This window comes from Streptococcus parasanguinis CC87K (assembly GCF_000507765.1).
In the GTDB taxonomy this organism is placed as follows: Bacteria; Bacillota; Bacilli; order Lactobacillales; family Streptococcaceae; genus Streptococcus; species Streptococcus parasanguinis_J.
This window is the reverse complement of sequence record NZ_KI669404.1, coordinates 76,919-102,440: the sequence shown is the minus strand read 5'-3', so window position 1 is coordinate 102,440 and position 25,522 is coordinate 76,919. Positions and strand designations below refer to the sequence as shown.

General features: G+C 37.5%; 24 protein-coding genes. 14 read left to right on the top strand and 10 right to left on the bottom strand.

The window, feature by feature from the left end:
* Positions 1-32: 32 nt before the first annotated feature.
* The 4 genes from HMPREF1195_RS09770 to hisS all read right to left on the bottom strand — a co-directional run bounded on the left by HMPREF1195_RS09770 (position 33) and on the right by hisS (position 4,935).
* Positions 33-662, bottom strand: coding sequence for an HAD-IA family hydrolase (locus HMPREF1195_RS09770; protein ID WP_023920158.1), 630 nt, complete (start codon positions 660-662; stop codon positions 33-35).
* Positions 659-1,936, bottom strand: coding sequence for an MATE family efflux transporter (locus tag HMPREF1195_RS09765; protein WP_023920156.1), 1,278 nt, complete (start codon positions 1,934-1,936; stop codon positions 659-661). The genes HMPREF1195_RS09770 and HMPREF1195_RS09765 overlap by 4 nt, the downstream gene beginning before the upstream one ends.
* A gap of 50 nt (positions 1,937-1,986) precedes the next feature.
* Entirely contained in the window at positions 1,987-3,471 is a 1,485-nt protein-coding gene (thrC, locus tag HMPREF1195_RS09760) for a threonine synthase (RefSeq protein WP_023920154.1), read from the bottom strand.
* A 180-nt stretch (positions 3,472-3,651) separates the two neighbouring features.
* On the bottom strand, positions 3,652-4,935 hold the full coding sequence (gene hisS, locus HMPREF1195_RS09755) for a histidine--tRNA ligase (RefSeq protein WP_003010893.1): 1,284 nt from the start codon (positions 4,933-4,935) through the stop codon (positions 3,652-3,654).
* Between the two features lie 170 nt (positions 4,936-5,105).
* Here hisS and HMPREF1195_RS09750 point away from each other — a divergent pair, with 170 nt between their 5' ends.
* Positions 5,106-5,447 carry a metal-sulfur cluster assembly factor gene (locus tag HMPREF1195_RS09750; RefSeq protein ID WP_023920152.1) on the top strand — a complete coding sequence of 114 codons (342 nt, stop codon included), beginning with the start codon at positions 5,106-5,108 and terminating at the stop codon, positions 5,445-5,447.
* Positions 5,448-5,608: 161 nt separating this feature from the next.
* On the opposite strand, the gene HMPREF1195_RS09745 is transcribed toward HMPREF1195_RS09750, so the two are convergent.
* Both HMPREF1195_RS09745 and ilvD read right to left on the bottom strand, forming a co-directional pair.
* Complete coding sequence (locus tag HMPREF1195_RS09745; protein ID WP_023920150.1) at positions 5,609-6,883, bottom strand: uracil-xanthine permease family protein; 1,275 nt, start codon at positions 6,881-6,883, stop codon at positions 5,609-5,611.
* Between the two features lie 585 nt (positions 6,884-7,468).
* On the bottom strand, positions 7,469-9,172 hold the full coding sequence (ilvD, locus tag HMPREF1195_RS09740; RefSeq protein WP_023920149.1) for a dihydroxy-acid dehydratase: 1,704 nt from the start codon (positions 9,170-9,172) through the stop codon (positions 7,469-7,471).
* Positions 9,173-9,359: 187 nt separating this feature from the next.
* Here ilvD and HMPREF1195_RS09735 point away from each other — a divergent pair, with 187 nt between their 5' ends.
* The 5 genes from HMPREF1195_RS09735 (at position 9,360) to HMPREF1195_RS09710 (ending at position 12,715) form a co-directional block, all read left to right on the top strand.
* Positions 9,360-10,382: an SPFH domain-containing protein gene (locus HMPREF1195_RS09735; protein WP_023920147.1), complete on the top strand. Its 1,023-nt coding sequence runs from the start codon at positions 9,360-9,362 to the stop codon at positions 10,380-10,382.
* 2 nt (positions 10,383-10,384) lie between these two features.
* Positions 10,385-10,585 carry a type II toxin-antitoxin system antitoxin gene (locus HMPREF1195_RS09730; protein ID WP_003011522.1) on the top strand — a complete coding sequence of 67 codons (201 nt, stop codon included), beginning with the start codon at positions 10,385-10,387 and terminating at the stop codon, positions 10,583-10,585.
* Between the two features lie 151 nt (positions 10,586-10,736).
* The gene (gene rpmF / locus HMPREF1195_RS09725; protein ID WP_003009516.1) at positions 10,737-10,919 is read left to right on the top strand and encodes a 50S ribosomal protein L32; all 183 of its coding nucleotides are present in this window, start codon (positions 10,737-10,739) and stop codon (positions 10,917-10,919) included.
* 15 nt (positions 10,920-10,934) lie between these two features.
* Positions 10,935-11,084 carry a 50S ribosomal protein L33 gene (gene rpmG / locus HMPREF1195_RS09720; protein WP_001265622.1) on the top strand — a complete coding sequence of 50 codons (150 nt, stop codon included), beginning with the start codon at positions 10,935-10,937 and terminating at the stop codon, positions 11,082-11,084.
* A 761-nt stretch (positions 11,085-11,845) separates the two neighbouring features.
* Complete coding sequence (locus tag HMPREF1195_RS09710; RefSeq protein ID WP_023920144.1) at positions 11,846-12,715, top strand: DUF2971 domain-containing protein; 870 nt, start codon at positions 11,846-11,848, stop codon at positions 12,713-12,715.
* Positions 12,716-12,944: 229 nt separating this feature from the next.
* Here HMPREF1195_RS09710 and HMPREF1195_RS09705 read toward each other — a convergent pair whose 3' ends face one another.
* Positions 12,945-13,379: an RNA polymerase sigma factor gene (locus tag HMPREF1195_RS09705; protein ID WP_023920143.1), complete on the bottom strand. Its 435-nt coding sequence runs from the start codon at positions 13,377-13,379 to the stop codon at positions 12,945-12,947.
* A 307-nt stretch (positions 13,380-13,686) separates the two neighbouring features.
* Here HMPREF1195_RS09705 and HMPREF1195_RS09700 point away from each other — a divergent pair, with 307 nt between their 5' ends.
* Entirely contained in the window at positions 13,687-15,345 is a 1,659-nt protein-coding gene (locus tag HMPREF1195_RS09700) for a helix-turn-helix domain-containing protein (protein ID WP_037599867.1), read from the top strand.
* 752 nt (positions 15,346-16,097) lie between these two features.
* Here the strand turns inward: HMPREF1195_RS09700 and HMPREF1195_RS09690 are convergent.
* Positions 16,098-16,409, bottom strand: coding sequence for a helix-turn-helix domain-containing protein (locus HMPREF1195_RS09690; protein ID WP_023920137.1), 312 nt, complete (start codon positions 16,407-16,409; stop codon positions 16,098-16,100).
* Positions 16,410-16,592: 183 nt separating this feature from the next.
* Between HMPREF1195_RS09690 and HMPREF1195_RS09685 the strand changes: the two genes are divergently transcribed.
* The 7 genes from HMPREF1195_RS09685 (at position 16,593) to HMPREF1195_RS09655 (ending at position 23,741) form a co-directional block, all read left to right on the top strand.
* Positions 16,593-19,142, top strand: a complete 2,550-nt coding sequence (locus HMPREF1195_RS09685) for an SEC10/PgrA surface exclusion domain-containing protein (protein ID WP_023920135.1) — start codon at positions 16,593-16,595, stop codon at positions 19,140-19,142.
* 198 nt (positions 19,143-19,340) lie between these two features.
* Positions 19,341-19,655, top strand: coding sequence for a hypothetical protein (locus HMPREF1195_RS09680; RefSeq protein ID WP_023920133.1), 315 nt, complete (start codon positions 19,341-19,343; stop codon positions 19,653-19,655).
* Positions 19,655-20,731 carry an ATP-binding protein gene (locus HMPREF1195_RS09675; protein WP_023920131.1) on the top strand — a complete coding sequence of 359 codons (1,077 nt, stop codon included), beginning with the start codon at positions 19,655-19,657 and terminating at the stop codon, positions 20,729-20,731. Before HMPREF1195_RS09680 ends, HMPREF1195_RS09675 begins: the two co-directional genes overlap by 1 nt.
* A 2-nt stretch (positions 20,732-20,733) precedes the next feature.
* Complete coding sequence (locus HMPREF1195_RS09670; protein ID WP_023920129.1) at positions 20,734-21,351, top strand: hypothetical protein; 618 nt, start codon at positions 20,734-20,736, stop codon at positions 21,349-21,351.
* Positions 21,352-21,547: 196 nt separating this feature from the next.
* Entirely contained in the window at positions 21,548-22,138 is a 591-nt protein-coding gene (locus HMPREF1195_RS09665) for a replication protein (protein ID WP_023920127.1), read from the top strand.
* Positions 22,125-22,385 (top strand): MerR family transcriptional regulator, encoded by a 261-nt coding sequence (locus HMPREF1195_RS09660; protein ID WP_023920125.1) that lies wholly within the window; start codon positions 22,125-22,127, stop codon positions 22,383-22,385. Before HMPREF1195_RS09665 ends, HMPREF1195_RS09660 begins: the two co-directional genes overlap by 14 nt.
* Positions 22,386-22,475: 90 nt before the next feature.
* The gene (locus HMPREF1195_RS09655; protein ID WP_023920124.1) at positions 22,476-23,741 is read left to right on the top strand and encodes a tyrosine-type recombinase/integrase; all 1,266 of its coding nucleotides are present in this window, start codon (positions 22,476-22,478) and stop codon (positions 23,739-23,741) included.
* Between the two features lie 301 nt (positions 23,742-24,042).
* On the opposite strand, the gene HMPREF1195_RS09650 is transcribed toward HMPREF1195_RS09655, so the two are convergent.
* Positions 24,043-24,594 carry a DUF1643 domain-containing protein gene (locus HMPREF1195_RS09650; RefSeq protein ID WP_023920122.1) on the bottom strand — a complete coding sequence of 184 codons (552 nt, stop codon included), beginning with the start codon at positions 24,592-24,594 and terminating at the stop codon, positions 24,043-24,045.
* Positions 24,595-24,753: 159 nt separating this feature from the next.
* Complete coding sequence (locus HMPREF1195_RS09645) at positions 24,754-25,497, bottom strand: hypothetical protein (RefSeq protein WP_023920121.1); 744 nt, start codon at positions 25,495-25,497, stop codon at positions 24,754-24,756.
* Between the last annotated feature and the right edge of the window lie 25 nt (positions 25,498-25,522).

Genomic DNA, 25,522 nt, shown 5'->3' with positions numbered 1-25,522 from the left:
TACGACTTTATTTCAAAATGAAAACAAATTCTTTACAGATTCTTTTCAGCGTTTAAAATACGTGGGATATCTAGTAAGGTGTTCATCTGATGATTGCCTTGATAGTAAGACGTCAAGAAATTGATACTATGAATCTGGCTATTTCTTGCAAAGTCAATATCCAGGCTCCGATCCCCTATATAGTAGGTCTTTTCTGGATGCAACCCGTACTTCTCCATCAGATACATAGCAGCTTCTGGGTCAGGCTTGCGGGCAAAACCACTTTGACTGGTCAAAATCTCTGTAAAAAAAGATTCCAAACCCAAATCCCGTAGGATGACAAAGGCATTCTCTCCCTTATGGGTATAGACAAACTGCTCAATTCCAGCTTCTTGTCCCCAGGATAGGACATCACGCGCCCCATCCATCAGAAGGACCTGGGCATTTTTCTCCGCTAGACTTTCTGCTCGGCGATGATTCAAGTCGGTCACATCCAGATGATACTCCTCCGCCACAGCTACTAAAAGATCTTGAACCGAATGCTTCAAGATGTAGTCTTTAATGCTGGCTCGGTCAAAGGGAAGCTGATAAGTTGCATAGGTCTCCTCAAGACCTGCTAAAATAGCATCATAGGAATCCAGCAAGGTCCCATCCAAATCCCAAATAAAGGCTCGTTTTGTCATTTTTTCTCTCCTACTTTTCGTCTATAAAGTTGACTCAAAAATAGCCAACGGAAGCCATTGTCGAGCAGCGTCCCAGTCCAGACCCCTGGAAGGCCAAAGCCAAGGGTTACTCCAAGCAGATAACCGGCTCCAATTCGAATGACCCACATGCCAATCGTCGTTGCATAAAATGGAAGTTTCCCATTTCCCAAGCCTTGCCAAACAGCTGTATAGATGACCGTTCCTGCTGTAAACGGCGTTCCCAACAAAGAAAAGAGGACAACCGATAGGCTAGCTTCGACTGCTTTTGTATCTTGGGTGTAGAGATGGGTCAGAAGGGTGCCCCCAAAAAAGATTCCCAAGGCAATAGGTAACATTAACACGAAGGACAACCAGTAAGACTGCTTTCGAAGGCGAGCAATCTGCTCAAGATCACCTTCACCTAGGCTCCGTGCCACGAGCATGACCGTCGCTGTGGCCACTCCAAATACAGGCATATAGTTAAACTGGGTCAAGGTCTCTCCGATGGCATTTCCTGCGACTGCCTCGGTCCCAAAAGCAACCACGATCGCAATGATCACCACATCTCCAGCTCGCATCATCAGCCGCTCCCCGGCAGCTGGAAGCGCTAAGTTCAAGAGCTTACGATCCAATCCCCAACCAAGGGGGGCAAAGGGTAGCTGGACCTTTTGCCACAAGAGGATGACGCCCACCAGACGGGCCAGCACTGTCCCCAAAGCTGCACCAACAATGCCCCAACCAAAAAGGAAAATGGCTACAGAGGAGAACAGAGCGTTTAATAGATTGGTCAACAGGCTCACATACATAGGAAGACGTGGATTGTTGGCCACCCGAACCAAGGAGCCCAAGGTCGTCATCAATCCTAAGAGAACTATGGTCCCGCCAACCAAGGAAAGGTAAATCCCCCCGCTTTCGGCTACTGCAGCTTCAGTCCCCAACAGCGAAATCATCTGGCGTCCAAATAACAGCGAAGCCCCTCCTAGGAGAGCACTCAACAACAAGGTCACCTTCAGTGACTCTGTCGCATGGTAGGCAATGGTTTCTTTATTTTTTTCACCCAAGCTTTTGGACATTACACTGGCAACTGCCGCACCCAGTGCCAAAAAGATGGCTTGATAGATCGTGATGATATTCCCTGCGACGGAAACACCTGAAATGGCAATCAAGCCCAGGTGAGCCACTAAATAAGAGTCCACCATGCCCATCAGCATTTGTAAGAAATTTTCACCCATGGCAGGAAGAGCGATATTTAAGATTTTTTTGTATGAATTCATGCGTATATAAAAGAGCCAAACGGCTCTTTTGATCTTTCTAATACAGAGAATTAAAGTCCCAAGTAGTCTTCTACGGCTGCTTGCATGTCTTTGGCTGCCACGCTTGTACGATGGCGAACCGGTGCAGTTTCAAGGCCGTCTACAGCCGGTGGCACAGGAACACCTGAGAGTGTGTGTAATTTAGCCAAGGCTTCGAAATCGCCTAGACCTGTCTCACCTGTCACCGCTTCTACTGCAACAACTGGGAATTTGTAAGGACTTGCTGTAGAGGCAATAACTGTTTTAGCAGTATCTCCTGTTTGAGTCCGGTATTTTTGATAAACGGCTGATGCTACGGCTGTATGAGGGTCTTCGATGTAATCAGACGTTTCATAGACCCGCTTGATCTCTGCAGCGGTTTCTACTTCATCTGCGTATGCAGCCGCAAACAAATCTAAGATGTCTGCATCAAAGTTGGACAATTGGTACTGACCTGTTGCAACAAGGCTTTCCATCAATTCTTTGGTCTTTGTGGCATCATTGCCTACCAAGTGGAAAATCAAGCGTTCCAAGTTTGAAGAGACCAAAATATCCATCGATGGACTGGTGGTCACCTTGAACTCACGTTTCTTATCATAGACATGTGTTTTGAAGAAGTCTGTCAAGACATTGTTTTCATTTGACGCACAGATCAATTTCCCAACTGGAAGACCGATTTGTTTGGCATAGAAAGCCGCCAAGATATTTCCAAAGTTTCCTGTTGGGACGGTAAAGTTGACTTTTTCTCCCGCTGTGATTTGGCCTGTCTTCACCAATTGCGCATAGGCGTATACGTAATAGACAACCTGAGGCACCAAACGGCCAATGTTCATAGAGTTGGCTGATGAGAATTGCATCTTGTTGACTGCTAATTTTTCACGAAGCGCCACATCATTGAACATGTGTTTGACATTGGTTTGGGCATCGTCAAAGTTTCCATCGATGGCGATGACATGGGTATTGTCCCCCGTTTGAGTCGTCATTTGCAATTCTTGCACCTTGCTGACACCATCTTTTGGATAAAAGACAATGATCTCTGTTCCTGGAACATCGGCAAAACCTGCCATGGCAGCTTTACCAGTGTCTCCAGAAGTCGCCGTCAAGATGACAATTTTATTTTCCAAACCGTGCTTTTTAGCTGCTGTTGTCATAAAGTAAGGCAAGATCGACAAAGCCATATCTTTAAAGGCAATGGTGGAACCGTGGAAGAGTTCCAAGTTGTATTGCCCATCGAGTTTGACAAGCGGAGCAATAGCCGGGGTATCAAACTTGCTGTCATAAGCATGAGAAATACAGTAGTCCAACTCCTCTGCTGTCAAGTCGTCCAAAAAGGCTGACAAAACAAGCTTGGCCACTTCTTGGTAAGAAGCGTCTTTGAGGGTATCAAAATCCAGCTCTACTTGAGGATAAGAGACTGGAGTAAACAAACCGCCATCTGTCGCCAATCCTTGAAGGATGGCTTGACTAGCTGTTACAGTATTTTTTTCATCTCGTGTTGATTGATAAACTAATGTCATGACTGTTTCATTCCTTTACTAGTAGTCTTCTCATTATATCATAAATGTCAGAAAATTTAACGGCTTTTCGCCAAATCTTGGCAAAGGACGGCAAACAGAAGCTAGATAAAAGAGAGCAGGCGCAACGACTTTGCTCCTACTCCCATGCGAATCTGTTTTTCAGGTGTCTGCAAGACTTGATCAAGCCAATCCCAACTCTGCTAAAACAGATGGGAAGTCTTTCTTCAAGCTTTCAAGAGCTACCGTTACTTCTTGACGAGTTTGGTTATTTTTCACAGTAACTTGACCGCTCTCAACTTCACTACTTCCTAAGGTAATCAAGGCTTTGGCCGCAAAGACATCTGCTGACTTAAATTGTGCCTTGAGCTTGCGTCCAAGGTAATCACGTTCTGCCTTGAAACCTTGGATTCGAAGGGCCTGAACCAAGCTAAGCGCTGCTTCATTGACCTCATCTCCTAGGACAGCGATATAGGCATCTAAGCCTGTTTCGATCGGTAATTCAATGCCTTTCTTTTCAAGAACAAGAAGGATCCGTTCCACACCGATACCGAATCCAAAACCAGCTGTCGCAGGGCCACCGAAGTATTCAACCAACCCATCATAACGACCACCCGCACAAACTGTCAATTCATTGCCTTCAATTTCTGTAATGAACTCAAAAATCGTGTGGTTGTAGTAATCTAAGCCACGCACCATATTGGTATCGATGACATAGGCTACCCCCAAGTCTTCCAACATCCGACGAACCGCATCAAAATGCGCTTGGCTTTCTTCATCTAGATAGTCTAGGATGGAAGGAGCCTGTTCAACCGCGGCCTTGTCTTCTTTTTCTTTTGAATCCAAGACACGAAGTGGATTTTCTTCTAAGCGACGTTGGCTGTCCTTAGACAATTGATCCTTCATTGGCAAGAGATAATCAATCAAGGCTTGACGATAAGCTTGACGACTAGCAGGGCTTCCCAAGGTGTTCAAGTGCAAGGTCACATTGTCAATTCCTAGTTCTTTCAGGAATTGCGCTGCCATGGCAATGGTTTCGACATCCGTTGCAGGATTGCTCGATCCAAAACATTCTACCCCAATCTGGTGGAATTGACGCAAACGACCTGCTTGAGGACGTTCATAGCGGAACATTGGGCCTATGTAATAGAACTTACTTGGTTTTTGTACCTCAGGCGCAAAGAGTTTATTTTCTACATACGAGCGGACAACAGGAGCTGTTCCTTCTGGACGAAGCGTGATATGACGGTCTCCCTTGTCATAGAAATCATACATTTCTTTGGTAACGATATCCGTCGTATCCCCTACTGAACGGCTGATGACTTCATAATGTTCGAAGATCGGTGTGCGGATTTCATCATAATTGTATCGCGCAAAGACCTTGCGCGCAAAGCCTTCTACATATTGCCATTTCGCTGAATCGCCAGGAAGGATATCCTGGGTCCCTTTTGGTTTTTGTAATTTCATAGCCTTCATCCTTTGTCTTACTTTTGCCTCTATTTTACCACAAATTCGAAGAGAAATGGAGACTGGACCGAATTTCCTTCGTTCGACACGTTCAAATCCTCTTTCTCTTCTTGCCTTATCAGCCGAATTATGAGAAAATGGAAGCCATACTACACTGAAAGGATCTTGCAATGAGAGAGGATATCAAAATCAATGACCGCGCCCTGGCACTAGAGAAGTCATTAATCGAAAAATTGGAGCTTGTATTTGATACCGATGTTGAGTTAGATGTTTATAACCTGGGACTGATCTACGAGATCCATCTAGATGAAACCGGCACTTGCAAGGTGGTTATGACCTTTACCGATACGGCTTGTAGCTGTGCTGAGAGCCTTCCGATCGAAATCGTCGCTCGCCTAAAAGAGATCGAGGGGATCGAAGATGTCAAGGTTGAAGTGACTTGGTCACCCGCTTGGAAAATTACACGAATCAGCCGATACGGGCGCATCGCCCTTGGTCTTCCACCACGATAATAAGCATTACCTTTTAAAAAATGCATTCAACTAATGAAGGAAGGCCTCTTTGGAAATCCGATCCACAATAAAAACGAGGAACACCAGCTCTGCCATCAGAGTCTGTTCCTCGTTTTTTATAATGTTTAAATCCATTCAAACTTTTTCACTACCAGAATGGACTAAGCCTCATCAGCTTTTGGTTCTGGAAGGATTTGATACAACACAATTCCAAGAATTGTTGAAGTTGCCACACCTGTAATTCGGAGACCACCGAGGTCAATCATCAAACCACCGATCCCTGATACCAAGATAACACTTGCAATCAAGAGATTCTTTTTATTATCAAAATCAATCTTATGTTCAACTAAAATTTTCAAACCACTAGCAGCGATAACCCCAAAGAGGGCAATAGACAAACCTCCCAATACAGGAGTTGGAATAGAGTGCAAGAGTGCTGATAGCTTCCCAATAAAGCTCATGACAACCGCAATCACTGCTGCGCCTGAAATAACGTAAACTGAGTAGACCTTACTAAGGGCCATCACCCCAATGTTTTCCCCATAAGAAGTTACCGGAGGAGCTCCAAAGAATCCAGCAATAATCTGTGCCAAGCCATCACCAGTAAGCGTATGGTCAAGCCCTGGATCCTTGAAGTAATCACGCTCAGTCAAACTATTTAAAACCATGAGGTGGCCAAAATGTTCCGTCATAGTCACAAAGGCAATCGGAGCCATGGTCAAAATCGCACTTGGATAGAGTTTAAAGCTATAATCCACAAATGGAATGTCGAAGTTTGGAACTTGAATCCAATGTGCCGCTGCTACCTCTGAGAAATTGACAAAACTATGTCCTGTCAGCAAACCAAGAGCCAATGAGAAAATATAGCCCACAATTAATCCAAGTAAAATTGGGACGACACCGACAATCTTCTTGCCATACATGTTAAAGAGGATAACCGCAAAGAGGGTCACCATCGAAATCAATAGAGCATAACCACTATAGCTTTTATTTAAGGTTGTCGCATCAGTGACTGCATTTGCCGCAAGACTCAAACCAATTACCATGATAATGGGACCAACCACGATTGGTGGAAGGACCTTATTAATCCAATCTTTACCCGCATGCTTAACAATCAGAGCTACAAACAAGTAGACCAAACCACCCGCCATAGCACCCTGGGCAACTGCCGCGATCCCATCTGACTTCATCAGCATTTGCATCGCTGCAATATAAGCAAAACTAGACCCCATATAAGCAGGAATCTTATACTTGGTCACTGTCAAGTGAGCCAAGGTCCCCAAACCAGATGAGAACAAAGCAATGGCAGGATCAATCCCAACCAAAATCGGCACCAGCACTGTCGCCCCAAACATGGCAAACAAATGCTGGAAAGATAAACCAACCAATAAACCAGGTTTTGGCATATCATTCACATCATATTTAACGTCATTCACGATCGTAAAAACCTCCTAAAATTAAGATGCGACAAGCTATGGCTGAACAAAAACGTCTACCTTCGATGACCAAATCGTAAGGGAGTGCTTCATGCTCCATCATCGACGATTTCTTTTTTATCAAACCACTTTTCAATATACAAAAAAATCCCCCACAACAAGGAGATACACAAAATATAGGCTGGTCTTCCCAGGCCTTTCATTTCCATAGCTCCTTGCCTGCCTCTCTGGACAGTATTAAAGGATTGATTCGATTAGTCACAATTATAGCAGATTATAGACGAATTTACAAGAAAAATGGCAGATGATACACTCAAATCCCCCAAAAAGTAATATTCATACGCTTCAGCGACAGGGTTGAAAATAGCCACTCTGAGACAAAAAAGAGGCTGGGACAAAAGTCCTAGCCTCTCAATTATTTTTGGATTGTCGAGCAAGACGCAGTGGTTGAGTGGGCTCTACTACGCTGATTTCATCAGTTTTTACAGCCCTACTCAACTGTGCGGAGGTGGGACGACGAAATCGAATTCTAACGAATTACCGATTTCTGTCCCACTCTCTCTTTGGACAAAGTCGTCCTTGCAATTATTGTTTACCAGACTGTTCCATATTCCAGAAGTCGGTCACGGCACCACGAGATGCTGAAGAAACGATGTGGGCGTATTTACCCAAAACCCCACGACTATACAGTGGTGGCAAGGTTGTTTCTGCCTTGCGTTTTGCTAACTCTTCGTCTGAGACATGCATGGTAATTTCTTTGGTATCTTGGTCAACGGTCACCAGATCCCCTGTGTGGAGGTAGGCGATTGGGCCACCAACCTGAGCTTCAGGCGCAATGTGACCGACAACGAGACCGTAAGTCCCACCTGAGAAGCGTCCGTCTGTCAAGAGGGCCACCTTGTCTCCTTGGCCTTTCCCAACGATCATAGATGACAAGGACAGCATTTCCGGCATACCAGGACCACCTTTAGGACCTACGAAACGAACAACGACAACGTCGCCATCCACGATTTCGTCCGAAAGAACGGCTTCAATGGCAGCTTCTTCTGAGTCAAAGACCTTAGCAGGGCCCGTGATGTTACGAACTTTCACACCTGATACTTTGGCAACCGCCCCTTCTGGAGCCAAGTTCCCTTTCAAGATGATCAATGGACCATCGGCACGTTTCGGATTTTCAAGTGGCATGATGACTTTTTGACCCGGTGTCAAATCAGCGAAGGCTTCCAAGTTCTCAGCAACAGTCTTACCAGTACAGGTGATGCGATCCCCATGAAGGAAACCATTCTTAAGAAGGTATTTCATGACGGCTGGCACACCACCGACATTGTAAAGGTCTTGGAAGACATATTTCCCTGAAGGTTTCAAGTCCGCCAAATGAGGCACGCGCTCTTGGAAATCGTTGAAGTCTTCCAGGGTCAAGTCCACGTTAGCCGCGTGAGCGATCGCAAGCAAGTGAAGAGTGGCATTGGTAGAACCACCCAGCGCCATGGTGACAGTAATGGCATCTTCAAAGGCTTCACGGGTCAAGATATCCGATGGTTTGAGTCCCATTTCCAGCATCTTGACAACAGCACGACCTGCTTCTTCGATATCGGCTTTTTTATCAGCCGATTCAGCAGGGTGAGAAGAGGAACCAGGAAGACTCATCCCAAGGACCTCAATCGCTGTCGCCATGGTGTTGGCCGTATACATCCCACCACAGCCACCAGGGCCAGGGCAGGCGTTACATTCTAGTTGCTTCACTTCTTCAGCGGTCATATCACCGTGGTTCCATTTCCCGATTCCTTCGAAAACAGAAACCAAGTCGATATCTTTTCCATCGAGATTCCCTGGGGCAATGGTCCCACCATAAGCAAAGATCGCAGGGATATCCATATTGGCAATGGCAATCATCGAACCAGGCATGTTCTTATCACAGCCCCCGATGGCTACAAAGGCATCGACGTTGTGACCGCCCATAGCCGCTTCGATAGAATCCGCAATGATATCGCGAGACGTCAAGGAGAAGCGCATTCCTGGAGTCCCCATAGCGATCCCGTCCGCAACCGTAATAGTGCCAAATTGGACTGGCCAAGCACCTGCATCTTTCACGCCTTCTTTGGCCAATTTTCCAAAATCGTGGAGGTGGATGTTACAAGGGGTATTTTCCGCCCATGTCGAAATCACTCCAACAATCGGTTTCTCAAAACTTTCATCGGTCATTCCCGTCGCGCGAAGCATGGCACGGTTGGGAGATTTTACCATGCTATCGTAGACACTACTACGATGGCGTTTGTCTAATTCTGTCATGTCATTCCTCTCGTTCTATTTTTTACCATTATAGCATAAAAGAAGGCCCAACGACAGAAGAAAATTCTTGAATTTTCAGACAATTCAGCTTGCTCGGTTTCTTGCTAAAATAATTTACAGTTATATCTTGACTTTTGTAAGCAAAGTGATATCATTTAGATATCACAAAGAAAGAAGGGTTCGTCCCATGGAAGAAAAAATTTTAACCCAAAAGAAAAATGGCTTAGCTGCCCTTATAGGCTTGCTAGTTGGGGATCTTGTCTTAGTTTTAGCCTTTATTAGTGCGATTGCTAGTCTACCAGAAGGTTTTCCACTTGCGATTGCAGTTATTACCTGTATTTTTCTCTTTATTGCTAGTCTGGTGTGCTATGCGGGGATCAAAATTATTAAACCGCAAGAGGCCTTGGTCTTGACCTTGTTTGGGAACTATATTGGAACCATTCGTGAAGCGGGTATTTACTTTGTCAATCCCTTCTGTGTCGCTGTCAATCCTGCCAATAACACCCGCTTGGGCCAAAGTGGTGATGTCACCACCAAGTCCCCCATGTCTGTCAGTAAAACAGCAGAAGGCAACAATATTTCCATCGAGACAGGTAAAAAGAATATTTCCTTAAAAGTGATGACCTTGAACAACTCTCGTCAGAAGATTAATGACTGTTTGGGAAATCCTGTAGAAATTGGTATTGCAGTTACTTGGCGCGTAGTGGATACGGCTAAAGCAGTCTTCAATGTGGATAACTACAAAGAATATCTCTCATTGCAGTGTGATAGTGCCCTTCGTAATATTGTCCGCATCTATCCTTATGATGTAGCTCCTAATGTCGATACGACAGGAGACGGCCAGGCAGATGAGGGTAGCCTCCGAGGCTCCAGTGAAATTGTTGCCAGTCGTATTCGAGAAGAGATTCAAGTACGTGTAAAAGATGCTGGGCTCGAAATTCTAGAGGCTCGCATTACTTACTTGGCCTATGCTCCAGAAATCGCAGCTGTGATGCTTCAACGCCAACAAGCGTCTGCCATTATCGATGCGCGGAAGATGATTGTCGATGGAGCAGTTGGGATGGTTGAAATGGCCCTTGAACGCTTGAGCGAAGGAGAGATTGTAGAGCTAGACGAAGAACGGAAGGCTGCCATGGTATCGAACCTTCTAGTCGTTCTATGTGGCAATCATGATGCACAACCAATTGTCAACACAGGAAGTCTCTATTAAGAATGGCTGATCAAAAGAAAAAGCAAATTCCACTTAGACTGTCAGCCAAGTTATATGCTGCTATCGCATCATGGGCAGAAGATGACTTTCGATCGGTCAATGGTCAAATCGAGTACCTGCTGACAGAATGTGTCAAGCAACGAAAAAAGGATGGCAAATACGTTTCGGAAACGATTGATGAGCCATTTGAAATAGACCTTTAAGGAGAACTCCTGTCCCATTTGATGAGGCAGGAGATTTTTTTTAATAATTTTTTGTCAAGTAACTTTACTTTACAAAAAAGATTTGTTATACTGTTACAGTTGATGAAAATCAAACCTAATTGAATTTATATCTTAAAAGGAGAAAAACGAAATGGCAGTACCTGCACGTCGCACATCAAAAGCGAAGAAAAACAAACGTCGTACGCACTACAAAGTAACAGCTCCATCTGTAAACTTTGACGAAGCAACTGGAGATTACTCACGTTCACACCGTGTATCACTTAAAGGATACTACAAAGGACGTAAGATCGCTAAAGCTGCATCAGCTGAATAATAGAAGGGAGATACCATGCGCGTAAATATTACACTTGAACACAAAGAATCTGGTGAACGCTTGTACCTTACTTCTAAAAACAAACGTAACACCCCAGACCGTCTTCAATTGAAGAAATACTCACCAAAACTTCGCAAACATGTTGTGTTTACAGAGGTTAAATAGTGGGTCATTACGTTTCAGTAGAAACGAAAAAACCTTGATTTAACGCGATTCTTGAATTTTCAAAATTCAATGTATTGCAATAAAAATCAACCGAATGACTACATTTTTGACTACATTTTTTGTGAAATAATTAGATGTTCGGATATATAGAAAACGCTCTAGTCATATTGTCTAGAGCGTTTTTGTGTTGTTTAAAAGAAATAGATGGTAGTTTTAGATAACTACACATTTCAGATTTTTTAAAACAAGATTTAATTGTTAATAACTAGAAAGGATTATTATGTTTACAAAAAATAAATTTCAATACTGTATTTACATTATATATTTCAATTCCTATGCAAATCTCTAAATTTTTCGGGAGTATTTACAAGATTTTCAATTTTAAGTTTTAATAGCAACAAAAAAGCACTGTCAGAGGAAGTTAAGTCCTCAGTGCATTAGTAATGATAGCAGAAAAAAGTTTTATTAGATGCTATCCAATAGCTTAAATATAAATGAGAGTTAAAAAATATATAGAAAAGGTCAAAAAAACGAATAAAAATGTTAGAGAAAAAACTACCCAATAATAGTTTTAATGGAAGTTTGTACCAAATATCTCATCAATACGTTTATAGTTTATCAGATATCTTACTTAAAAAAATAAGAAGTTGGACATTAAATATGATTTATTTAAGAATTTTTGTTATGGTCTTAAGATTGATTTTAAGGAAAGCTAATGATATTATGATAATTGAAATACAGGCTTATGGAGGTAATTAAACATGCGTGGATATTATTATTGTTCCTTAAATACTTTTTTAAATATTCTAAAGAATAAGCAAATTTATCTTTCAGATCCATTAAAAATGAATGATACTTTAGAAATAAAATGGTATCTGGAGAAACTAAATAATGAAGATCGTACTTTTAGTACGCTAGATTTTGATGTGGCAGAATCACTTATAGAAAGGGTGAAAGCACGTTCATATATAGATTTTACTCTTGAGGAATTCATGGAAATTTTGGATTCAAAAGGGCAGAGTAGTGTATATATTAGTTGTTTTTCAAAAGAACCAGATATATTGAGCCAATGGAGAGCCTATGCTGAAGATGGGAAAGGAGTTTCTATAGGTTTTAATTTAGATAATCTATGTACTTCTTCAAATATATTTTTTGAAAAAGTAACTTATACTGATAGTGTAGTTTATAATGATGGAGAAAATAATTTAGAAATAATAGCCGATCAAATAGGAACGGTATTAGACATAAATAATATTACCAAAAAAGAAGAACAGGTGGAGGTGTTTTTACATGAATTAATCCAAGAATTTGTAAAATATAAAAATCCAGCCTTTATAGAAGAAAAAGAAGTTCGACTCGTTTATTGCGATGATATGAAGTTTGAAGAGATAGTTAATAGTAAGGGAGCATTTCTTGAACCGTGGAAATCAGTTAAATTAGAACATGATTTCAGAATTACTGGAAATGCTGACATTACAGAGTTTGTGAAATTAGACTACGATCCCTTGGCAATTGAAGAAATATGTATAGGGCCCAAATGTTCTCTAAGTGAACAAGATGTAAAAAATATTGTTTATAAATTACTAGGAACAGATGTTAGTGTAAGAACATCCAAGTCTAGCTATAGATAATAATCTTAAAGAAATTTGAAAACCTTTTTTAGTCAGTGTCAATATATGTTATTTAATGCTATTCTTGAATTTTCAAATTTCAATGTATTGCAATAAAAATAAACCAAATGATACATTTTTTGTGAAATAAATTAGATGTTCGGATATATAAGAGACACCCTAGTTCAAATGAACTAGGGTGTTTTTTCAGAATACTACAACTCTCTCTAATACAACTTATACTTCACTGCTAATCAAAATAGCTTTTTAATTCTTCTCTTAGCAATTTTTTAGACATTTCAAAATGACTTTTAACAGTTTTATGACTCTTGTATCGAGTCTCTTTTGTTAGTTCTAGTAATGATTTTCCGTGTATTACTATCCCTAAAAATATATGTCGGTCGTCTTCTGAAAGTTTGCTTAAAGCTCTGCAAAGATATTCACGAACTTCATTAATAAGTGTCATCTCAAGTGGATTCAAACTATTATCGTTATATAAGTCAATTAATTCGATTATACCTCCTTCATTTTTTACTATTGCATTCAAGCTTGAAAGATGATACTTGCGGTCTTGTCGCTTAATATTATCAAATTGTTGGTCTAGTAATCTACTCACTTCATTCCAATCGTTTTCACGTATTGCTCTATTAATTTTACGTTCTCTGCGTTCTTCAATTTTTGACATATTTTCTCTTTTCTAACAGTCTCTTTTGCAAAGACGAATAGAAACTCTAATATTCAAAAATTGAAAGCCTTGTTGTCAAATGCACACTAAAAATCGGCGAAACAATTTTTACACAACACAACCTTTATCGTTATATTGTTTATATTAGTTTCAATCCGTCTTCTTGATGCGCATCATCAAAGACTATACATGTTTTTTGTAAAGAAATTTCTTTACTTCATTATGTTAACAAACTCCCTCCAAGAAAAATTAAGCGATTTATAAAAAACTGGGATTTTTGATATAATCTAATATTATGAGAGATAATTTGTTCTTATTTAAAGATTTACTTGATGAATTTTTAAGAGAAATAAAAAAGAAGTTTGGTATATCTACTAAACTTCTTACTGTTGAGCTAGGAATATCAAAAAACATGCTAAATAATTGGAAAAAAGGAACTTACTCTCCAAATATTAAATCAATTAAAAAACTTTTAACATATTTAAATAAATTTAATAAAGAACAAAACGAAATTATTGTTAAGGATCCTAATATTAGTTTTTTAATCGAAACACTTTTAAACATGTTGTATACTGAAGTTGACATTTATTCAGAAACAAACAATGAAGAGAGCCGAAAAAAATGGCTTCAAAAAGAGAGAAAAGAAAATTTTAAACAGAGTTTTAATAATTATATTCTACTTTTAAATGAAATTAATTTAAGCTATAAAAAAGAATGTAAGAAACTACCTAATGATAATGTTGATGACCAGTTAAAATACGAAATCCATGAAATGTTAATTACCGAAGGACTAATTAATTCAGATAGGAAAACAGGAGTTCAAAAAATTTTGTCTCAGAGATTAGGTGTGAGCTGTGCTCAAATTAGTCGCTGGAAAAAAGGGGAAGATTACCCTTCGAAACTAAACTTAGATAGAATCAAAAAACTAATGGCAAAGGATCCCACTTATCGGGTACTGACAAAAGAAGACTTTCGTAATAACTATGAGAGTTCAAATAAGTTAATGTTTATTAATAATTTTGAGATCAATTATATCAGGCGATTAGAAGATATTATTTCAAGTACTAAAAGATTGAAAGATAACTTTCTAAACGAGTTTCCAAATTGGCAATTTCTCCGACCAACAATTTTCGAACGTCGCCAAAAAGCAATAGAAACGCTATACAATGAAAATATAATGTTGTTAAGGACTGCATATAAGATCATTAAAAAAACAGATGATAAATTTCCAGAATGGCTTTATAACAAGATAGCAGATGAAAAGCTACTTAAAATACATGTTGGAACTATGGAACTTCCTATAAGTTCTTGTAAAAATTACGAGTATTTTTCAAGGGAAATATATGATTCTTTTAAAGATATTAGGAATTTCCAAAATAAATTAAATTCAGGAGATTCATTAAACTCAACAGTATTAAACAACTGTGTGCTACTTGTTTTGGCTAGAGAATTTATAATAGAAGACCTCCTTATGAAGGATAGAAAATCATTTATTGAATGGTTCCACGAAAATTCAGATAAATTCGAAGTTGTTGAAAATTATGCCGTTAAAAGTATTAATCTAGTTGACCAATTTAATAAAACTAAAGAAGAACCACTGAAAGAATTCTTTGAACAGTTTAGGCAACTAATATTGGATAAGCAAAAGGGCATTTCTATTAAGGATACTTCCTATGAGATAGATAAAGATATAGACAACTACTTATTCCACTTGGTTGATGTGCTTGATCTGGATAATTTAATTGATGAACTTAACCCTGAATTTAAAAATAAATATGGTTTTTCTCTGAGTGATTTTATTGAGGCAAAAAATGTTTTTGAATCCATTTTGAAAACAAACAATATTCATAAAAGAAATAGCGAAGAAATTCCTTTTTTAGAATCTGTACGTAGAGATGAGCAAATAATTATCGAATTCTTTAAAATTCATCCTGTTTTGAATTCCTTTATTATGAATGGTTTATAGTACATAAAAAAATGTATTTAGTCTCAATAAAACCGCCAAAACACACCCATTTTGTTTAATAATTGTATATAATATGTTGATTATATTTACAAATTGTGATAATATGCTGATTATAGTTAGAAGTCATACATGATTTTCTTGAATAGAATATCATCAAAAAGTCACTTACTAACACCACTAATATAAAATTGTTACATTGGGGGACATGATGTCATTAAACAAATTCATTAACGGTGTAATAGCAGGTCTTTTTACAGCTAGGGTCAAACAATCCGGCGATAATTATATAAAGAGATCTCATAATACAATTAAAGCTAATAAACCAATCAAAAAAGATTGGAGTAAATAAATTGAGAGAGTTATTATCAAAAGCTTGGTACTATAGCACTTTGCCAATCTATTGGTTTTTTGCTTTTGTAACCTCACAACAGTTAGTTGGTATCTTTGGAAGTGGAGTAATAATCGGTTTTCTCATGTTCTTGTTTACATGGCGAACTACATGGTTTTGGTTCCAATTCACAATGTTATGTGTATTTTGTTCATTTGCCCTGTGGATAGGTGGCATCGCTTATGGTTTCATTGGAAAATATGTAATTAAATTCATTCGATTCATTCAAGGAATCATCGACGGTGTAGATTATAATGATTAATTCATTAAACAATATCAGTCGCAACTTCTATATATCATAAATTAAAAAGAGGCACTTGCCTCTTTTTAATTTATGACAGAAATTCCGATTAAACTAAAATGCTTATCTATCTTCACTCAACCTTAAAATGTTCAAGAATACTTTTATGTATTCACTACTATCTTCTTTCACTTGAAGTTTCTCAATAAGAAGTTGGAGGTCTTGATTTGAAGAATAAGAAAGAGGTTTAAAAAAATCACTTGGTTCAATTTCCATCGCTTGTAAAATCCTAAGCAGTGTATCTACTGATAGATTTCTTCTGTTATTTTCTACTAAATTGATAAAAGGTAAACTTAAATCGCTTAATTCCGCCAATTCTTGTTGGGTCAAATTCTTTTTTAATCTATATTCTCTAACCAATTTACCAATTATCATAAAAAACTCCTTTTATATATTGTATAAATTATGGACCCATTTTTATATAAACAATTGTATCTTTGTTTTAATAAACATTTACAATAGTTACAGTTAGTGATATAATATCACTGTTACGAATTGTTTAGAACCAATTAATTTTAGGTTTCTTACACAAATTACTTTTAGTAGATAGGAAAACAAATGAAAAAGAGAAATGTCACAATTGCTATTGCAACTGGAATGGCGTTAACAGGTTTTACTGCTGTTACAGCTAATGCTGATGAAGTTGTTACACCCTCAGAAACAAAAGCAACAACCGTTGCTTCAAAAACAAGTGAAGTAACACAAGCAGAGGTCACAACTACCGAAACATATGCTAATCAAGCACAAAGGGATGTAGATGCCCAACAAACGGTTGTAAATGAAGCTACTAGAAATGTCGAAAAAACATCAAATGCTGAGAAAGAAGCCAAAGCTAATCTGGATATAGCGACTGCCAATGCTAATGAAGCAACTCCAGAAAATATTCAGTCTGCAAAAGAAAAAGTTGAAGCTGTTAAAGCTGAAATCAAAGCAAATGAGACTAAAGTAGCAGAAAAACAAGCTAATGTAAACGAAGCAACAACAAAAGTTACAAACCAGAACGATAAAGTTGCCACAGCTCAAAAAGAAGTAAACAGCGCTCAAAAAGAAGTTGAAACTGCTAAAGCAGACGTGAACAAAGCACAATCAATTCTTGACGGAACAGGTGCTAAAGAAGTCATTTCTAAAGCAGAACAAACACAAGCTAAAGTAAATGCAGACAAAGAAGTAGTTGCTAAAGCTCAAACAAAACTTGATGAAGCTAAAAAAGCTGACGAAGCACGTTCTAAAGCTATTACAGAAGCTAAAAAAGATCTTGCAGTTAAAGAAACTACAGCTAATAAAGCAGACGAAACTTTGGCGGACGCTTCAAAAGTTGCTGAACAAGCAAAAAATACTTTGGCAGACAAGAAAGTTGAGTTTTCTAAAGCGGAAGCAGACTTTAAAGCAACAAACACTATTGTAGTACCTGCTAAGTACATTGAAGCTCTAAAAGCCTATAAAAACTATGAAGATCTGAGCGAAGAAGGCAATAAGAAACGTTCAGAAGCTGAACAACAACTTAAAGCTATGAACAGCGAAATGGCTTCCTTGAATAAGTTTAATTCAAATTCTAATGATAATGGAATTACACTGACGCTTGGTTCATTGACAGATGAACAAAAAGCGGAATTGACTTTCTTTGCAAATGATCTCTTGAACCAAATTCGTGAAGCCTTTGGAACCAATAAAGTAGTTATCTCAAAAGGAGCTATGAAGTTTGCTGATGAAGTAGCTGACCGCTATGTAGCTGATAATTGGGATTGGGATAAAGTTGTTTCAGAAGGTCATGACGAGGCAGGTATTGAAGATCTTGCAGGTAAGAACGGACTGTTTAAAGGGCAATTCTATGAAAATATGTATACAGAATACGGTAGTCGTTCTACAATGACTATGAACCGTGCTAAACAGTTAGTGTTTGAAGCCTTTGTAAGTTTCCTTTACAACGGTCAAGAGTGGGAACACGCAGGTTCGGTTTCAGGCGTAACTTCAACAGAAGATAAACAATTTATGGGGATTGCACTATCTTCACGAAAAAATGTGACAGGAGTTCATTTGATTACTGTTGCAGAACGTCTTATCCGTGAGGGTTCATCATTCGACACAACAGCTATCGTCAATCCTGATACAAAAGAAGTTATTGAAGCACGTTATAACAACGCTAAAACTGCATTGGAAAATGCTACAACAACTTACAACAATGCCCAAACTGATCTTGTTAATGCCCAAAACAGCAAAAAACAAGCAGATACCGCACTTTCAGTAGCTAAAAAAGTCTTGGCTGAAAAAGAAGTTGTAAAAGTACAAACACCAGAAGCACAATCAACTCTTGACAAAGCACAAGAAAACTTGGTAAAATCTACTGCTGACAATGAAAAGGCTCAAAAAGCTGTAGCTGAACTTAATGCTGATATTCAAGCAAAACAAGCTAAATTGGCACAAGCAAAAGCTGTATTGTCAACAAAACAAGAAGTCTTAAATGCCAAACAAGCAATTCTAAACGCTGAACAAGCTAAATTGACACAAATTGAAGCGGAACTTGTAACTGCTAAAGAAAGCCTTGAAACTGCTAAAGCAGAATTGAAACAGGCAGAAAAAGCACTTGTAGTAGCTCAAACTAAAGTTCAAACTTTAGAAAATGCTCCTGCTAAATTGGCAGAAGCAGAAAAAGCACTTGCAAAAGCGCAAAATGCACTTGTAGAAGCACAAAAGAACCTTGAAGCTGAACAAATTAAATTGAATGAATTAATTGTTAAACGTGATGAGGCTAAAAAAGCTTACGAAGTGATTAAAGCACAATTCGATAAGCAAGAAGAAGCTAAGAAACAAGCTGAATTGGAACGTAAACGTGACGAATTAGCTAAGCAAGGTATCCAAAACATTCCAGTCGTTTCTCAAACTGGAAAAGTAATCGGCTTTGTACAATCAAAAAATCGGTATAAATATGGTGCTGTTGTTTCACCACAAATTGTTCCATACAATTCCGAAAATAATTTTGAAAAAACAAATCAAAACTCAGAACGACAATTGCCTTCAACTGGACAATTTGATAGTGTGTTCAGTATGATTGGTGCATTATTAATCGGCACTTTTGGTTTTGGGTTAATAACTAAAAGAAAAGAAAATTAATTAAAACTAATAAAATCAGATTGAAGAAAAGGTCCATTTTAGACATTTTTTTCAATCTTTTTTAGCAGGGATTACCAATTCCCTGCTTTTTTTCTCCTTAAAGATAGGAGGTGAAATTATATAGCGTCAGAAAGTCTAGCTCCGACTTAAACCGAGCATATCAGATCAACTCTACACTAACAAAGAAAGGAAAATATTATGAAAACACATAATCGTACAGCGGGATATTCAATTAACACCGCAAAACACTACATCAATACTAAGCAAGCTATTTACTGTCTTAGTGATGAATTAGAATCACAAGTCAAATTTGAGAACAATCAACCAACTGGAGAGGTCATTGCTTATAAAGCGTGGTTTTCACAGAAGGGACTACCACCTTTTCAGGTGAAATTTGAATCAGAAGTGCCTCTGCCTTCTTATTTGGCGATGGTTGATTTCGATAATCTTGAAGCATGTGAAGTTGGTTATAACGTTTATTTCCGCGCAAATGATGTTAAAGAGGTTAAATAATGGATAAAAAAGCACTTGAACAATATTTGTTGCAAAGTCTAAACATGGGACTAGGATCCTCGATACAGGGAGAAACTAGTTATACAAACAGTTTCGATATTAAAATCACTGCGGAAGGCTTTATTTTTATACCACGCCTTCCCGCCAGTTATATAATTGATGACGAGCTCTATCAGAAAATCTTTCTAATTGCTAACGCATCTTTATACCCAAGATATACCCTACTCAAGCAAAATTCAGCATTTTTCATTGCTCTTGACACCGACGATATTCATGTTCAGCGCGGGCTCTTCTTTCCATGGAAACTTGGTATTTCTGAACGCATTGTAATACCCGATTTAGAAGAATTTTCAGAAAATCAAAAAGGAAATCTAATCCCAATCATGAAAAATCTTTCTATTGACTACAATAAAGTAACTTCTATGGCTATCGCTGGGAACAGCGGATCTGGTAAATCTTATGCTCTGACCTATTTTTTGACTTTGCTCAAAAATTTTTCTGACTTGATTATTGTAGATCCAAAGTTTGATACTCCCAGTCGTTGGGCCCGCGAAAATGGATTTCCTGTTCTCCATCCTCAACGAAATCGTTCTAAATCAGATTTTGTTTCAGAAATCAATGAACATCTTAGTTCTTGCTTAAATCTTATCCACCAAAGACAAGAAATCCTCTATGATAATCCAGACCATAAATTTAGGCATTTTACAGTTGTAATAGATGAAATGCTTGCATTATCTGAAGGAGTCAATAAAACTATAAGGGATTCATTTTTTTCACTAATTTCAGAAATCGCTTTGCTCTCGAGATCGTCAAATGTACATCTTTGTATGGTAGGACAACGTTTTGACCATACTTCTATACCGGTTTCTGTTCGAGAGCAATTAAATGTTTTAATTCAGATAGGCAATATCAACAAGAAAACAACGCAGTTCCTATTTCCAGATTTAGATCCCGAAGGAATTGTTATTCCTATTGGCAAAGGTACTGGACTAATACAAATTATTGATAGCGATCATCCATATCAGGTGCTTCCATTACTCTGTCCCACTTATTTTACAAAGGAAGGTGTTTTATAACAATGAGGAAGAGTTTTTTTCAAAAAACATACAATATTAACACTGGGTTAATCTATTTCATATTTATGAGCATAATTTTAAATCTAGCATTAAAACAACTTAGACAATTATTTGAAAAATTAAATATTCCGCAACTTAAAAATACATTCTCTCTTATTCAAGAAAAATTGGGAATTATCGAATACATGAGTAAAGTAACATCGATTATTTTAATAACTGTAATTGTTTTTCTTATTACTATCGAGTTATTTCAAAGATTTAGAAGTGATTCTGTCTTTAATTATTTTAAATCAATTTTTCAAACAAATAGATTTCGACATTTTTTAAAACAGTACGAAAAAACTGAAACAGTCAATGATAGGGACAATAACATAACAAAAACTCAGTTAGATCCTGTCATACAAAATTTTAACAGTTCGATCTCTAAATGTACGATTGACGTTAGGAATACAACTGTAAGTGTCGTTATGCAATATCCAAAGACTCAACAAGCACAAAAAATTCTACGAGAAATGACCGGACAAATTAAGGAAGAGATTTCTAATTATAACCCACGTTATATTTTCTCATCTCCTACTAGGGAAGGGGATAAATACTGGTTTAAGGCAACAAAAGTATAACAAAAGGCAGTGCTTGGCTCATATAATGATAGCCAAGAGCACTGCCTTTTGTTATTTTTAATCAAGATATCTAATGGGGCCCACTACGACAGCCCCCAATAGATAGACAATCATTAATCAAATTATTTTTTAAATCATTACCAAAAATGGTCAAAAATTCTCCTAATTAATGAGAATAAAAAAGGAGGTTGTTAACTTGGCAAAAAACATACGGTCAAATAAATGGACTTTCTTGTTATATCAAGAAAGTGCCCCTGAAAACTATCTTGAGATTCTAGAAGAGATGCATGTTCCTTTTGTTCTTAGCCCTTGGCATGATAAAGATGTAAATAAAGAAACTGGAGAATTCAAAAAAGCTCACCGACATGGTGCACTATATTTTGATTCGCTTAAAAGTTACACTCAAGTTTCTGATTTACTGACCAAGAATCTTAATACCCCTGCCCATGTGGAACCAGTCATGTCTCCGAAAGGGATGTACGATTATTTCACTCATGCTCAAAATCCTGAAAAAACTTTATATGATATCAATGATATTGAATCCGGTTGCGGTTTTGAACTAGATAAATTTCTTATTAGTAATAACAATGACGAATTTCTTTCAATGGTAATCGATGTCATTGAAGAATATAATTTTACAGAATTTAATGCACTAGTAATATACGCTAGAAAAGAAAATAAACAGTTGCTAGGTTTAATTATGGATAAAACTTACTTCTTTGCTAAATATTTAGATTCAAGGAGACACGATAAATCAAGAAAGGAAAATACAAATGACAAATATTGAAAGTACAAAACTCGATCATATTGAACAGCTTCTGATATGCTTGGTATCCATTTCTCAGAAACAATTGGAAAGATATCAAAATTTAAAGATTGTAACTCAGAAAGAACTCTTAACGATTTTACAGATATCTCCTAACACTCTAAAATCTTGGGAAAAAACGGGACTTAAGCGTCTTGAACCACCCATTGAAGGAACTCGAACAGTCTATTATAAGATGCAGGATGTAATAGATTATTTGACTCCATAATATTTAAAATGTGTTAAAATAACAATATCACATAGAATAGTGTGAGGTTGTTATTTTAGCCTTTTATATATCCGAACGTGAAAGGCTACTATGCAGAAAGAAACTATCATTCACAACAATCGAAAAGTCATTAAAACTATCAAGAATAATGGAACTATTAGCTATACGCAACGTGGTGTGTATATTGGTGTAGATGTTAAGACTGGTAAAAAAGTTACATCATCTATAACTGCTAAAACTCTAAAAAGTCTTGATAGGAAAATCATTCAAGCTCGAATTGATTTTGAAGCAAAGGGATCAACTCTAAAAGAGACCTTGTTGATTAATAACTTCGAGGAGTTAGCAGAAGCCTGGTTTGTCAGTTTTGTAACTTGGGTGACTTCTCAGAATACGATCAATCGAGTTCGAAGCTATCTTGATACCTATCTAATCCCTAAGTTTGGAGAATATAAGCCTGAAGAAATAAAATCTGCAGATATTCAAATTTGGGTTAATAAATTAGCTCAACAATCTAAAAAGTCTGTTGAATCGGGTGTTAAAAAATCCAAAAAGGGACACGCCAAAGATTTCGGTGCAGTTATCTATAAGCTTAGTGATATTTTCGATTATGGGATTACAAATTTCGAACTTTCTCATAATCCAGCTCGGACAGTAAAAATCCCTCCAAAACCAAAGGTGGTAAAGGAGAGAATCATGGTATTACATGGAGAGGACTTGACTACTTGGCTGAACTATCTTGATACTCTTCCTGATACACGAGCTAATCGAAGATTCAAAGTTATCTGCGACACACTTTTAGCTTCTGCACTTCGAATCAACGAGCTTCTAGCTTTGACGATCAATGATTTAGATTTTGATGCTAATGAAATTATCGTCAATAAAACGCTAATGTGGAAAGCTGGAAATAAGAAACTTGGGATTAAGGGCGAGATTGTTTGTAAGAACAGTGCAAAAACGGATGCTGGTAACAGAAGAGTTGCAGTCCCAAGACAAGTCTTAGATGACTTGAAAGCTTTTCATGCTGAGATGAGTGATTATTTTGTGAGTCACGATTTACCAACTGTAGACTTAATTTTCCCTACAATTTACGGGAACTATATGTGTGACAGAAATGAACGTGCAACGCTTAAAAAGCGTTTGACCGAGTTAAGACTACCAAACTATGGTTTTCACCTTTTCCGCCATACACATGCTTCTTTAATGCTGAATGCTGGTGCAAACTGGAAAGAGCTCCAGATAAGAATGGGCCATAAGTCGATTAAAACGACAATGGATACCTATGCTGAATTGGCACCGAAAAAGAAGGCAGAAGCAGTTGAAATCTATCTCAAAGAAATTGCAAAATTGACAGCATAGCAAAATGACTACATTTATGACTACATTTTCTAAAGAACAATCTAAAAACGTTGATATGACGGCGTTTAAAGAGTGCTAAAATACCATTAACAACCTTTACAGAAGTTAAATAATAGAGTTTAAAAAGTCGTTGAAATTGATTCTCAACGACTTTTTCTTTTTACCAAATGCGAACTATTGCACTAAAAACCAACCGAATCACTACTTTTTTTGAAAACCAATTTGTCAAATTAATCTAGACAATTTTACCTGACTCAAAAAAACTTGATATGGAGTTTAGTAATTAAATCCATAATTTTCCCTAAAATTCAATATATATCTTATTGGATAATGAAAAATTTTGCTTTACACTTCTATTTAATGGGTGGATGGGCTGTCCCCACTTTGTTAATGGTGCAAAAGAATATACTCGAATATCATTCTCCTTAAAAGATGAAAGAAGTAACTCTTTGCCTTGTTGTAGAGATGTATGACCTAGATTCCCCCATGCGCCCCAAACCTCATTAATACCATTCTCAAACAAAAAATTAATTATCAACCTAACATTTTCTGCTGCAAGTTCCAAATTAAACTCATCTAAATCAGAGGCATTAGTCGCTCTTTCTGGATAAACATTTGCCACTATCCAGCCATCATATCCTAATTTCTGGCTAGCACCAATAATTCGGTTAATTGTTCTATCACTGTACTCTTCATTAGCAGCTGACGGATTCATACAAATGGCAACCAGAGGTCTCTTTCCTAATCTACCCAATAAGAATCTATGATACTTATTATAAAGTTGTGGAATACATAGATTAGGTGCCTCGCCAACAGGATAACTTGGTCTGACTTTTGTAACTTTTTGATTCATAAATATCACCTCAAAGATATTATTCTACGAATACGCTGACATATAACGTCAAAAAAGGAAGGCCACAATAATCGTGATCTTTCTTATGGAGATTATGTAAAATCAAAAATCATTTAGGAGCGACGATAGTATATATACCTAAAATAGAGATACACTATTTTAGTGAATCTTGGGTCTTTCTCGAGTAAATATAGTTGCTAAGGTATTTGCATAAAGTTCAGGCGTGAAATCTTGATTTTGAACCTTCTCCAGTAATTGTACAAAATATTCCTTCTCAGTACCCTTTGTAGTAGAAATCAGATCTAACAAAAATCTATTTAATTCACCAGCTGCGTTTTCTGAGCTGTAGGATTCATAAAATTTTTGATAAAATTTATCGTATTCCTCGTTTTTTTTGAGTAAGTTCACTTCCTCTTGCTTATCTAACAGTTGTTGATAAGAGACATTAAGATCAAGCCAATCTTTTTCAAACTGCTCGAGTAATTTGTCTGAGACTTTTTTCCTATTATAATATAATTTTATCAAAGGTATAATATCTATCCATACCTGATCAATAAAAACTTTAACAATCTTGTCTTTAAAGATAAGTAAAGGCTTATCATCACATGTATGCACACGATATCCATTTGTCTGTAATTCATTTATCAGGTCTTCAATATGAGTTTCTGATGTTTTGACTATATATTGTTTCAGCCATTGTGGCATATTAGGATCTTGGATATGCCAAGATGCGCTCAAATATTTACAATCATTTCTTCTAGTTTCATCTTTTTCTAGACGTCCTGGTACTCGTGTGCTAGAAATAGTATATTTTTCAACGATATCTCCTTTTTGATAATATTCATTGTGAAAGCGTTCGTATTTATTGGGTCTATGAATTTTTGTTCTATAAATTAATTCCATTACTATTCCTTTATTTTTCTTCATG